The organism is Cupriavidus sp. HE11, from assembly GCF_056097175.1.
Genome location: NZ_CP184464.1, coordinates 1,848,434 through 1,861,006, shown reverse-complemented (window position 1 = coordinate 1,861,006; position 12,573 = coordinate 1,848,434). Strand labels below are relative to the sequence as shown.

At 67.2% G+C, this 12,573-nt stretch carries 10 protein-coding genes; 8 read left to right on the top strand and 2 right to left on the bottom strand.

Features of this window, described 5'->3' with window-relative positions; translation table 11 throughout:
* Window positions 1-22 precede the first annotated feature (22 nt).
* Window positions 23-2,239: a penicillin-binding protein 1C gene (gene pbpC, locus ACOABP_RS08680; protein WP_474227753.1), complete on the top strand. Its 2,217-nt coding sequence runs from the start codon at window positions 23-25 to the stop codon at window positions 2,237-2,239.
* Between the two features lie 21 nt (window positions 2,240-2,260).
* Here pbpC and ACOABP_RS08675 read toward each other — a convergent pair whose 3' ends face one another.
* A complete protein-coding gene (locus tag ACOABP_RS08675; protein ID WP_474227752.1) occupies window positions 2,261-3,193 on the bottom strand; it encodes a LysR family transcriptional regulator in 933 nt (310 codons plus the stop codon).
* A 136-nt stretch (window positions 3,194-3,329) separates the two neighbouring features.
* Here ACOABP_RS08675 and ACOABP_RS08670 point away from each other — a divergent pair, with 136 nt between their 5' ends.
* The 3 genes from ACOABP_RS08670 (at window position 3,330) to ACOABP_RS08660 (ending at window position 6,401) form a co-directional block, all read left to right on the top strand.
* Entirely contained in the window at window positions 3,330-4,325 is a 996-nt protein-coding gene (locus ACOABP_RS08670) for an aldo/keto reductase (RefSeq protein ID WP_474227751.1), read from the top strand.
* Between the two features lie 85 nt (window positions 4,326-4,410).
* Window positions 4,411-5,382, top strand: coding sequence for a delta(1)-pyrroline-2-carboxylate reductase family protein (locus tag ACOABP_RS08665; RefSeq protein ID WP_474227750.1), 972 nt, complete (start codon window positions 4,411-4,413; stop codon window positions 5,380-5,382).
* A gap of 293 nt (window positions 5,383-5,675) precedes the next feature.
* Window positions 5,676-6,401, top strand: a complete 726-nt coding sequence (locus ACOABP_RS08660) for an OmpW/AlkL family protein (RefSeq protein WP_066737774.1) — start codon at window positions 5,676-5,678, stop codon at window positions 6,399-6,401.
* A gap of 73 nt (window positions 6,402-6,474) precedes the next feature.
* Here ACOABP_RS08660 and ACOABP_RS08655 read toward each other — a convergent pair whose 3' ends face one another.
* On the bottom strand, window positions 6,475-6,675 hold the full coding sequence (locus ACOABP_RS08655) for a heavy-metal-associated domain-containing protein (RefSeq protein ID WP_215528859.1): 201 nt from the start codon (window positions 6,673-6,675) through the stop codon (window positions 6,475-6,477).
* Between the two features lie 184 nt (window positions 6,676-6,859).
* Between ACOABP_RS08655 and ACOABP_RS08650 the strand changes: the two genes are divergently transcribed.
* The 4 genes from ACOABP_RS08650 to ACOABP_RS08635 all read left to right on the top strand — a co-directional run bounded on the left by ACOABP_RS08650 (window position 6,860) and on the right by ACOABP_RS08635 (window position 12,473).
* Window positions 6,860-9,337, top strand: coding sequence for a heavy metal translocating P-type ATPase (locus tag ACOABP_RS08650; RefSeq protein ID WP_474227749.1), 2,478 nt, complete (start codon window positions 6,860-6,862; stop codon window positions 9,335-9,337).
* A 2-nt stretch (window positions 9,338-9,339) separates the two neighbouring features.
* A complete protein-coding gene (cueR, locus tag ACOABP_RS08645; RefSeq protein WP_474227748.1) occupies window positions 9,340-9,747 on the top strand; it encodes a Cu(I)-responsive transcriptional regulator in 408 nt (135 codons plus the stop codon).
* Between the two features lie 58 nt (window positions 9,748-9,805).
* Complete coding sequence (locus ACOABP_RS08640) at window positions 9,806-10,717, top strand: lysophospholipase (protein ID WP_474227747.1); 912 nt, start codon at window positions 9,806-9,808, stop codon at window positions 10,715-10,717.
* An 88-nt stretch (window positions 10,718-10,805) separates the two neighbouring features.
* Window positions 10,806-12,473, top strand: a complete 1,668-nt coding sequence (locus ACOABP_RS08635; RefSeq protein WP_474227746.1) for a GMC family oxidoreductase — start codon at window positions 10,806-10,808, stop codon at window positions 12,471-12,473.
* Window positions 12,474-12,573 lie beyond the last annotated feature (100 nt).

The window sequence follows — 12,573 nt, the reverse complement described above, 5'->3', positions numbered from 1 at the left end:
TGCGGGCAAGGCAGGACGAAGCATGCGATTGAAGCGAAGTGCGTGGGTGGTGACAAGTCTGCTGCTGTGGTCGGCAGGCGTGGCCCATGCCGTGCCGGGTTTCCGCGAGGTGCGCGACAACTGGCGCAGTGCCGACATCGTCGTCACGGATCGGCACGGGCAGACCGTGGCGCGTGTGCGTGACGACTTCCAGGCACGGCGCGGCGACTGGGTGACGCTGGCCGATACGTCGCCGGCCTTGCGCACGGCCATCGTGCTGTCCGAGGACAAGCGCTTCTATGTGCATAGCGGGGTGGACTGGCAGGGCGTTGCGGCGGCGGCCTGGGCCAACCTCTGGAACACGCGCACGCGCGGGGCATCGACATTGACGATGCAGCTGGCGGGCTTGCTCGATGCCGATCTGCGTGCCGGCCGTGGCCGCAGCTTCGGCCAGAAGATGGGGCAGGTGGTCAGTGCGTCATCGCTGGAGCGGGGCTGGAGCAAGGACCAGATTCTTGAGGCCTACCTGAACCTGGTGCCGTTTCGCGGCGAACTGGTGGGACTGTCGGCGATGTCGCAGACGCTGTTCGGCAAGGTGCCGAGCGGGCTCGATGCGCGCGAGTCGGCGCTGGCCGTGGCGCTGGTGCGCAGCCCGAATGCATCGGCGCTGCAGGTGTCGAAGCGCGCGTGCGGCATCCTGCGTGACATGAAGGTTCCACGCGAGTGCGACGGGCTCGACGGCTTTGCCACGCTGGTGCTGGCAAAGTCGTCCGGCGCGGCGGGCGATGCGATGAACGCGCGCCGCGACGTCAACCTTGCACCGCATCTGGCACGCCAACTGGTGGCGCAGGCACGGGCCGCCATGCCGGCGGGCAAGCCGCTGCCGCCACGCATTGTGTCGACGCTCGACGCCGAACTGCAGCGCGTGGCGTCGGACAGCCTCGACCGGCATCTGCGCGAACTGGCGGGCCGCAATGCCGAGGACGGCGCCGTGGTGGTGATCGACAACGCCAGCGGCGACGTGCTGGCCTATGTGGGGTCGTCGGGTGCGCTGTCGGCGGCGGCGCAGGTCGATCATGCGGCCGCGCTGCGCCAGGCCGGTTCGACGCTGAAGCCGTTCCTCTATGCGCAGGCCATCGAGGAACGCAGGCTTACCGCCGCATCGCTGCTTGATGACCGGCCCGTCAACCTGCCGACCGGCGGCGGTCTCTACATTCCTCAGAACTACGATCATCGATATGCCGGCTGGGTCAGCCTGCGCGCCGCGCTGGGTTCGTCGCTGAACGTACCCGCCGTGCGCACGCTGGTGATGGTGACACCGCACCGCTTTCATCGGCGGCTGGTGTCGCTGGGCTTGCCGCTGACGCAGTCGGGCGACTACTACGGGTACAGCCTCGCACTGGGCAGTGCCGACGTGTCGCTGCTGTCGCTGACCAATGCGTATCGTAGTTTCGCCAATGCGGGCGCGTTTGCGCCGCCGCGCACGACGATGGGTGCGGCAACGCCGGCAAAGCGCCCGGTGATGATGCCCGAAGCCACCTATGTGATTGGTGACGTGCTGTCGGATCGCCATGCCCGCGCGCGCACGTTCGGGCTCGACAGTCCGCTGACCACGCGCTTCTGGACGGCCGTGAAGACCGGCACCAGCAAGGACATGCGCGACAACTGGTGCGTAGGCTGGTCGCAGCGCTACACGGTGGGCGTATGGGTCGGCAACGCCAGCGGGGCGAGCATGCATGACGTGTCGGGTGTGTCGGGCGCGGCGCCCGTGTGGCATGAGGTCATGGAGGCGTTGCATCGCGGCACGCCAAGCCGGCCACCGGCGATGCCGGCCGGCGTGGAACGCGTGGCGTTGCAGTTCGAGGATGAACTGGAGCCCGCGCGCGACGAGGTGTTCCTGGCGGGTACGGCCGTGCAGCAGATCCGCATCGGCAAACCCGGCAAGACACAAGGCACACCGGCGATTGCCAGCCCGGCGGACGGCACGATCTTCGCGCTCGATCCCGATATCCCGCCGGCCGCGCAGCGTGTCTGGTTTCATGCCGATGGCCTGACCGGGCAGACCGCCAATGCCGTGACATGGCGTATGGACGGCAAGCCGCTGGGGCGTGGCGGGCAGGTGGGCTGGCTGCCATGGCCGGGACGCCATCGCGTGCAACTGGTGGATGCCGGCGGCAAGGTCGTGCACGAGATCGGCATCGAAGTGCGCGGCGCCAGCGTGCGCGAGGGGAAGGCGCAGAAGGTGTCGCTGCAGCGCTGAGTCCGCCCGCACGGCCGGGCGCTACAACGGCGATTGCGGCAGCTCGCGCGCCTTGAGGAAATCGACGAACACGCGCAGCTTGGGTGGCATCAGCGCGCGGCTCGGATAGTAGAGATAGAAGCCCGAGAACGGGAGCGTCCAGGCATCGAGCACGGTGACCAGCGCCCCCGAAGCCAACGGCTCGGCGATGTGGTGCGGAAACTCGTACACCAGGCCCAACCCCGCCAGCGCGGCCTGATGGAGCATGGTCTTGTCGTTGGCGATCAGCGCGGCGTGCGTGTCCACGGTGAACGGCCGGCCGCCCGCACGTGAAAACTCCCAGCGGTACACCGACCCCATCGGCCCGAAGCGATATTGCAGGCAGGCATGCCGATGCAGGTCGTGGGGCGTTTCGGGCGTGCCGTGCGCGGCCAGGTAGCCGGGCGAGGCGGCCACCACCATGCGCAGCGGGCCGGTGACCGGAATCGCGACCATGTCCTGTTGCAGCGCTTCGCCCAGGCGCAGGCCGGCATCGAAGCCTTCGGCAATCAGGTCGATGAAACGGTCGTCGGTCACCAGGTCGACGCAGATCGACGGATACTCGCGCATGAATTCGGTCAGGATCGGACGCAGCGCAATGACCACGGCCGAGTGCGAGCTGGTCAGGCGTAGCGTGCCCACCGGTACGTCGCGCTGCTGACGCACATCGTCGGTGGCGGCATGGATCTCGGCCAGCGCCGGTGCCACGCGCGCCAACAGGGCCGCGCCGGCTTCGGTCAGGCCTACCCGGCGCGTGGTCCGTTGCAGCAGGCGCACGCCAAGCCGGTCTTCCAGATGGCGCACGGTCTGCGAGATTGCCGACGGGCTGACGCCGAGCGCGGCGGCGGCAGCCGTGAAGCCGCCGAGTTGCGCCACGCGCGTGAAGGCCGCCAGGGCGGGCAGGGAATCGGGATCGATTGTGAAGTCTGGCTTCATGATGCGTGCAGCGTAGCACGCTGTTTCCCGGCGCGCGGGATCGCGATACTGGCGCTCATCCGGTTGGGGCTGCCCTGCATGTTCGGGCACCGGCCGCGATGTGAAGTCCATGACGTGAACGACAAGGAGTCTTCCGATGACGGCAATGCGCAAGCTGGGGCAGGTTGGCCCCGAAGTCTTCCCCCTGGGCCTCGGCTGCATGGGTATGAGCGAGTTCTACGGCGCCCACGACGACGCTGAATCCATTCGCACTATTCATCATGCAATCGATAATGGAATCAACTTAATCGATACGGCTGATATCTACGGGCCGCATACCAATGAGGTGCTGGTTGGCCGTGCGCTGGCCGGGCGCCGCGACAAAGTGGTGCTGGCAACCAAGTTCGGCATCGTGCGCGACTCCGCCAACCCCGGCGCGCGCGGTGCCAACGGGCGGCCCGAGTACGTCCGAGCGTCCTGCGATGCAAGCCTGAAGCGGCTGGGCGTGGACCATATCGACTTGTATTACCAGCACCGCGTCGATCCGGACACGCCAATCGAGGAGACCGTGGGTGCGATGGCCGAACTGGTCAAGGCCGGCAAGGTGCGCTGGATCGGGCTGTCGGAGGCTGGCCCGGCCACCATCGAACGCGCCCATGCGGTGCATCCGGTCACGGCGCTGCAGAGCGAGTATTCGCTATGGACACGCGATGTGGACGAGAACGGCATCCTGGCTATCTGCCAGCGGCTGGGCATCGGCTTTGTCCCGTACAGCCCGCTCGGGCGCGGTTTCCTGACCGGCGCCATTCGCACGCCCGACGATTTCGCGCCGGACGACTACCGCCGCACCAATCCGCGATTCATGGGCGAGAACTTCGCGCGCAACCTGAAGCTGGTGGATGCGGTGCGGGAGCTGGCAGCCGCCAAGGGCTGTACGGCGGCGCAACTGGCGCTGGCCTGGGTGCTGACGCGTGGCGAGCAGGTGGTGCCGATTCCGGGCACGCGGCGCATCGGCAATCTCGACGACAACCTGGGTGCATTGGAAGTGACGCTGTCGGCGCAGGACGTGGCCGACATCGACGCGGTGTTCCCGCTGGGCGCAGCGGCGGGTACGCGCTACGCCGAGCAGGTGATGTCGCTGCTGTCGCGCTGATTGAAGGGGGCGACAGGGGGGCGAGGGGCCCGGCTGGGTGACAATGTCGGCCTTCGCTCGTTATTGCCTGTACAGGCCGACACCGATGACTGCCAAGCCGTCCGTTCCCCTGACCGCCCTGGACGCCGCTGCCACCGCGGCGCGCCTGCCATATCCCGAACTCGCCCGGGCCATTGCATCGATGCTGGGCGAACTGCGCGACGGTACCGCGATGGCGCCGCCGCGTATCGCGCTGCCCGTGGGCGACGCCGCGCGCGGGCAGGGCACGCTGCTGGTGATGCCGGCCTGCAACCGCGACATCGTGATGACCAAGAACATCACCGTGCATCCGGGCAATCCGCAGCGGGGCCTGCCCAATATCCTGGGCGAGGTGGTGGTAGCCAACGCGCATACGGGCGAACGGATCGCCATGCTCGACGGCCCGACCGTCACCGGGCGCCGTACCGCCGCCGTATCGTTGCTGGCGGCACAATCGTTTGCACAGGAAATAGACGGCGAATTGCTGATCGTCGGGGCAGGCGTGCAGGCGCAAACCCATCTGGAGGCCTTCGTGGCCGGTCTGCCGGTGCGCAAGGTCTGGCTGCAGTCCCGCACGCGCGACAAGGCCGAGGCGCTGGCCGCGCAGGCGCGTGCCCTGGGCGTTGAGGCCGAGGTGATCGACGATGTCGCGGCGGTGCTGCCCCGGGTGTCGATGGTGGTCACCGTGACGTCGAGCCGGTCGCCGGTGCTGCCCGATCTGGACAGCGGGCTCTGGACCGACCGTCATTTCGTGGCGGCGGTGGGCGCGTTCCGACCCGACATGTGCGAACTGCCGCCCCAGTTGTGCCAGATGGCTTCGGCGCAGGGCCGGCTGCTGGCGGACACGCTGTTTGGCATCGAGGACGAGGCTGGCGACCTGCTGCAGGCGGGTATCGACTGGAACACGGTGCAGCCGTTCGAGACGGCCATTCTCGAAGCCGAAGTGCTGCGCGCCCGAAGTGGCAGCCCGCTGGTGTTCAAGAGCGTGGGCTACGCGTTGTGGGACCTGGCTGCGTGCATCCTGGCCAGCCAGAAGTGACGCGGGCATGGCCCTGAGAAAAGTCCGAACGCTTGTTTGAGAAAACGGCTATGCAGCAATAAAACCACTCAGAAAGAGTGGTTTTTCATTTGTGAAACGGAACCGTTGTGCTGACGCGTCGTTTTGGATGCAAAAACGCTGAAATCGCACGCCGTCTTTTGGGTTAACCCTGTCTTTAGGGCATTTCTTCTATCATCCCGTCCCGTGTTTGAAACAGTCCGCGCAAGCCGCGCAGGATAATTGCCGCCAGCAGTGGCTGTATTCAGAAGAAAGAGGATGGAGTAAGAGGAACAATGAAAAAGATCTATAAGAACATGCTGATGGCGGGTGCCGCCATGGCAATGGCTGGCGCCGCACAGGCCCAGTCCGCGGGCAGTAACGTAGTGAGCCTTGGCTGGATGCGCGTGATGCCCACGGGCGACTCGCAGCTGCTGACGATCGATTCGATCGCTGGCCGTCCGGCCGGCGTGCAGCGCCCGAACACCGGTGCCAAGATCGACGGCGCGGACACCGCCGGCCTCACGTTCGGGCACTTCTTCACCGACAACATTTCGGCCGAATTCGTGGTGGGCATTCCGCCCCAGCACGATGTCAGCGGCGACCGGGGCTATGCGCAGTACGGCAAGCTCGGCGAAGTGCGTCAGTGGAGCCCGGCCATCGTGGCGAAGTGGCACTTCTTCGACGCCAAGACCAAGTTCCGCCCGTACGTTGGCGTTGGTGTGAACTACACCTGGTTCACCGGCGAGACCGTCACGAACCAGACCTTCGTGCAGCGCGAATTCGGCCCGGGCTCTACCATGACCGCGAGCGCCAGCTCGTCGTGGAACCCGGTGTTCAACGTCGGTGCGAACTACGCCATCACCGAGAAGTGGTTCGTTGGCTTCTCGGTGTCGTACGTGCCGATCTCGGCCACGGCCCACTTCACGACCACGCTGGCCAACGGCGCCAAGGTGGAGTCGCACACCAAGATCAAGATCGATCCGGTGGTGACCTACCTGAACGTCGGCTACAAGTTCTGATTCTTCGCGGACCAGACGCCGAATGGCGAAAAGGGCACCTTCGGGTGCCCTTTTTCATGGCCGGCGCCGGATCTCAGGCCACCGACTTCACCGGATAGCCGGCCTCCTCGATGGCCTGCTGCAGTGCCTGGCGATCCGCGCCCGATTCGACCTTCACGGACTGGGCCGGCACATCGGCGGCTACCTGCGCGGCCGGATCGACGGCCTGCACTGCGCGGGTGATCGCGCCGACACAATGGTTGCAGGACATGCCTTCGACCTGGAACTGGATCATGGTGTGACTCCTTCTGGATGATTGGAACCGGAAACGACTTCGGATGGAGTATGAACCTTCCCACCATGGGAAGCGCAAGCCCGCGCCGGTGACGCGGCAATAACGCGGGCGACCTTGACCTTCCAATGATGGTAAGGTCCACAGTACAGTTGTCGCGCCACGTGCGCCTTGCCGGATTCCGTCCATGTCCACGCCTGCGTCTTCCCTGAATCCCGTCCCGAACACCACATCGAACGCCACCCGGAATGCGCCCGGTGCGGCCGAGTGGCGCCTGCCCGTCGAGGGCATGACCTGCGCGTCGTGCGTGGGCCGCGTGGAACGTGCGCTGGCGAAGGTGCCCGGCGTGCATGACGTGGCCGTCAACCTTGCCACCGAGCAGGCCACGCTCCATGCCGAAGGCGGGGCTGCCCTGGCCGCCGCCGCGCAGGCGGTGGCCGATGCAGGCTACGAGGTGCCGCGCGACGAGATCGAACTGGAGATCGCCGACATGACCTGCGCGTCATGCGTGGGCCGTGTGGAGCGCGCGCTGCGTGCCGTGCCGGGCGTGCAGGACGCCCAGGTGAACCTTGCCACCGAGCGTGCCACGGTGACGGTGCTGCGCGGCACGGCCGATGCCACGGCGCTTGCCGCCGCCGTGACGCGCGCCGGGTATGGCGCGAAGGCGGTGGTCGATGCGGTGGCCGCTGCATCGGGTACGGACGCGCGGGCCGATTTCTGGTCGGGCCCGTGGCCCGTGGTGATCTCCGCCGCGCTGTCGCTGCCGCTGGTGGCCCCCATGGTGCTGGAATGGTTCGGCATCCACGCGATGCTGCCGGGCTGGCTGCAATGGCTGCTTGCCACGCCGGTGCAGTTCGTGTTCGGCTGGCGTTTCTACAAGGCCGGCTACAAGGCCGTGCGCGCCCGCGCCGGCAATATGGACCTGCTGGTGGCGCTGGGTACATCGGCGGCCTACGCGTTGTCGATCTGGCAGATGTTCGATGCCGAACCCGGCGCGATGCCTCATCTCTATTTTGAAAGTGCTGCGGTGGTGATCACGCTGGTGCGGCTTGGCAAATGGCTGGAGGTGCGCGCCAAGCGCCAGACGGCCGATGCCATCCGCTCGCTGGCCGCGTTGCGCCCCGACACGGCGCGGGTGGTCCGTAACGGCGCGGAGCAGACCGTGCCGCTGGCAGAGGTGCGCGTGGGCGACGAGATCATCGTGCGGCCCGGCGAGCGGATTCCCGTCGACGCCGAGGTGGTGACCGGCAGCAGCCATGCCGACGAATCGATGCTGACCGGCGAATCGCTGCCGGTGCCCAAGCAGCCAGGCGACCGCCTGACCGGTGGTGCGATCAATTTCGAAGGGCTGCTGGTGGCGCGCACCGTTGCCGTGGGTGCCGAGACAGTGCTCGCCAGGATCATCCGCATGGTGGAGCATGCGCAGGCGGCCAAGGCGCCGATCCAGCGCATGGTGGACCAGGTCAGCGCGGTGTTCGTGCCCGTGGTGCTGGGCATTGCGCTGGCGACGTTGCTGGGCTGGGGCGTGATTGCCGGCGACTGGAGCCAGGCGCTGCTCAACGCGGTGGCGGTGCTGGTCATCGCGTGCCCCTGCGCGCTGGGCCTGGCCACGCCGACCGCGATCATGGCGGGTACGGGCGCCGGCGCGCGTGCCGGCATCCTGATCAAGGACGCCGAGGCGCTGGAAGTGGCGCATCGCGTGTCGATCGTGGCCTTCGACAAGACCGGCACGCTGACCGTGGGCAAGCCCGAAGTGGTGGCGCTGCACGCCGTCGATGGCAACGACAACGCGCTGCTGGAAAAGCTGGCTGCGCTGCAGGCTGGCAGCGAGCACCCGCTGGCGCGTGCCGTGGTGACGCTGGCCGCGGAGCGCGGCATCACGGCGCCCGTGGCTGTCGACGTGCGCGCGCTGCCGGGCCGCGGCATTGCCGGGGTGGTGGCAGGACAGGCGCTGCAACTGGGCAGTGAAGGGCTGCGCGCATCGCTGAATGCCGATGCGGGTGCGCTGCAGGCCGATGCCGAACACCTGCGCGGCGAAGGGCGTACCGTGTCATGGCTGATCGATGCCCAGCAGCAGACCGTGCTGGGGCTGGTGGCATTCGGCGATGCGCTCAAGCCGGGCGCCGCAGCCGCCATCGCACGGCTGCGCGAGGCCGGCATCCGCACCGTGATGCTGACTGGCGACAATGCCGGCGCGGCGGCTCGTGTAGCCAGCGTGCTGGGCCTGGACGATGTGCAGGCCGAGGTATTGCCGGAAGACAAGGCTGCTCGCGTGACGGCACTGCGGGCGGACGGCAAGGCCGTGGTGGCGATGGTTGGCGATGGCATCAACGACGCGCCGGCACTGGCGGCGGCCGATGTCGGCATCGCGATGTCCACCGGCACCGACGTGGCGATGCACGCGGCCGGCATTACGCTGATGCGCGGCGATCCGGCGCTGGTGGCCGATGCGCTGGCGGTGTCGCACCGCACGGTGCGCAAGATCCGCCAGAACCTGTTCTGGGCCTTCATCTATAACGTGATCGGCATTCCGCTGGCCGTGGCGGGGCTGCTCAATCCGGTGGTGGCGGGTGCGGCGATGGCGTTCTCCAGCGTCAGCGTGGTCAGCAATGCGCTGCTGCTGCGCCGCTGGCATCCGCTGGCCGGCAAGCAAGCAAAGGAGTAACGATGAATATCGGCGAAGCGGCGGACGCCTCGGGCGTATCCGCCAAAATGATCCGGCACTATGAATCGATCGGCCTGGTCGATGCGCCGCCGCGCAGCGAGGGCGGCTACCGCCGCTACGACGAACGCGCGGTGCATACCTTGCGCTTCGTGCGGCGCGCCCGTAATCTCGGATTCTCGCTCGACGAGATTCGCAACCTGCTGTCGCTCTGGCATGATCGCGGCCGGGCCAGCGCCGACGTCAAGGCGCTGACGCTGCGGCATGTGGCAGAACTGGAGGTCAAGATTGCCGAGCTGGCCGCCATGCGCGACACATTGCGCGCGCTGGCCGAGGCCTGCAGCGGCGACGACCGGCCAGACTGCCCGATCCTGTCGGACATCGCATCGGACTGTCCGGCATGCCATTCCTGAGCGCGGACAAGCAGGCAGCAGCATAACGACAAGCAGGTCCCAACAAGGAGAGATTGGGATGAACGAACCTGTGACGGCCTTTGCCATGGCGTCCACGCCGGCGCCATCCATCGTGCCGACCGAATCGCGCCAGCGCATGCGCGATGGCACCGAACTGCTGCTGCGTACCTGGCTGCCCGACCCGCTGCGCTTTGCCGATCCCGTTGGTACCGTCCTGCTCGTCCACGGACTGGCCGAGCACAGTGGCCGCTATGGGCATGTGGCGGCCGCGTTGTGCGCACTGGGGCTGCGCGTGCGGGCCTATGACCACCGGGGGCATGGCGCGAGCGGCGGCCCGCGCATGGTGGTGCCGCATCCCGACAGCTATCTCGACGACCTGGCCGAAATCCACGATGCCGCAGTGCGGCAATGGCAGGAATTGCCGATCGTGCTGGGCCACAGCATGGGCGGGCTGGTGGCGGCGCGCTTTGCCACGGCGCGCGTGCGACCGGTCCGCGCCTTGATCCTGTCGTCGCCGGCGCTGGCGTTGAAGTTGTCCAACAGTATGCTCACGCTGCATCGCGTGCTGCTGGCGCTGGTGCCGCGTATGCGCGTGCCGAATCCCATCGACGCCCATCTGCTGTCGCACGATGCCGAAGTGGCGCGGGCCTATCGTACCGATCCGCTGGTGCAGGGGATGATCAGCGCCAGTGTGCTGGAGTCTTTCCTGCGCGGCATGGCCCAGGCCCAGGCCGATGCGCCAAGGCTGGAGGCGCCCATGCTGATGCTGGTGGGCGGCGCCGACAGCATCGTCGATCCGCAGGGCAGCCGCACCTTCTTCGACAACGCGCCCGAGGACCTGCGCGACATGGCCTGGTTCGACACCGGCTTCCACGAGATCTTCAACGAGGCCGAGCCGCTGCGTGGCGAGGTGTTCGCGACACTGGCCGACTGGCTTGTCCGGCACCTGGAGACTCCGGCAAAGCCCTGACGACGGGGGCTGCCAAGTCGTGCGATGATGCCCGGCATTCCACAAGAAAAACAAAAGGCCCTCAGGGCCAGCAAAGGAAGCAAGGGATATGGAGACGTACGACTACATCATCGTGGGTGCCGGCTCGGCCGGCTGCGTGCTGGCCAATCGCCTGACGCAGGACGCCGACGTCAACGTGCTGCTGCTGGAAGCCGGTGGCAAGGACGACTATCACTGGATCCACATTCCGGTGGGCTACCTGTACTGCATCGGCAATCCGCGCACCGACTGGCTGTACCGCACTGTGGAAGAGGCGGGCCTCAACGGCCGTTCGCTGGGCTATCCGCGTGGGCGCGTGCTCGGGGGCTGCTCGTCGATCAACGGCATGATCTACATGCGCGGCCAGCGCGAGGATTACGACGACTGGGCGCGCATTACCGGTGACGACGGCTGGCGCTGGGACAACGTGCTGCCGCTGTTCAAGCGTAGCGAGGACCATCATCGCGGCGCCAACGACTTCCACGGCGCCGGCGGGGAATGGCGCGTGGAAGGGCAGCGGCTGCACTGGGACATCCTGGAGCGGTTTATCGACGCGGCCGAGCAGGCCGGCATTCCGCGCACCGACGACTTCAACCGCGGCGACAACTTCGGCGTGGGCTATTTCGAGGTGAACCAGCGGCGCGGCATTCGCTGGAACACGGCCAAGGCATTCCTGCGCAAGGCGTCGGACCGGCCCAACCTGACCATCGTCACCGGGGCCCAGGTCAGCGGCCTGGTCTTCGATTCGCCGGACGGCCGGCGCTGCACCGGCGTGCAATACCTGGGCGGCGGCCAGCAGCTGGAAGCGCGCGCCACGGAAGAAGTGATCCTGGCCGCCGGCGCGATCAATTCGCCCCAACTGCTCGAACTGTCGGGCATCGGCCAGCCGGAACGGCTGCAGGCGCTGGGCATCCGCGTGCGCCAAGCCTTGCCCGGCGTGGGCGAGAACCTGCAGGACCACCTGCAGCTGCGCACGGTCATCAAGGTGCAGGGTGTGCGCACGCTCAATACGCGTGCGTCGAAGTGGTGGGGCAAGCTCGGTATCGGGCTGCAGTACGCATTCAACCAGAGTGGGCCGATGAGCATGGCGCCCTCTCAGCTGGGTGCGTTTGCGCGTAGCGACGACAGCCAGACCCGCGCCAACGTCGAATACCACGTGCAGCCGCTGTCGCTGGACAAGTTCGGCGAGCCGCTGCACGACTTCAACGCTTTCACTGCCAGCGTGTGCAACCTGCGGCCCACGTCGCGCGGCAGCGTGCATATCGATAATGCGGACTTCCGCCGCGCCCCGCTGATCGCACCGAACTACCTGTCGACCGAAGCCGACCGCAAGGTGGCCGCCGATTCGATTCGCCTGACGCGACGCATCGTGGCATCGCCGGCGCTGGCGCCATACCAGCCCAGCGAATGGCTGCCGGGCCCGGCGTTCCAGACCGACGAGCAGCTGGCGGAAGCGGCCGGCGCCATCGGCACCACGATCTTCCATCCGGTGGGCACCTGTCGCATGGGCACCAGCGACGACGCCGACGCGGTGGTCGACAACCGGCTGCGCGTACGCGGCATTGCCGGCCTGCGCGTGGTGGATGCTTCGGTCATGCCGCTGATCACATCTGGCAACACCAACTCGCCGACGATCATGATCGCGGAGCGGGCCAGCGACATGATTCGTGCCGACCGCAAGGCGCGTGCGAGCGGTGCAGCAAATGCACCGGAAATCGTCACGTCAGTCCCGGCGTAAGGGTCTTCCACGATACCTGGCGAAGCCGATGCCCGCAGACGTCGGTACGGCTTCGCACATCGGATTGCTGTCACGTCGTTAATGTATTACGCCTAGTGCA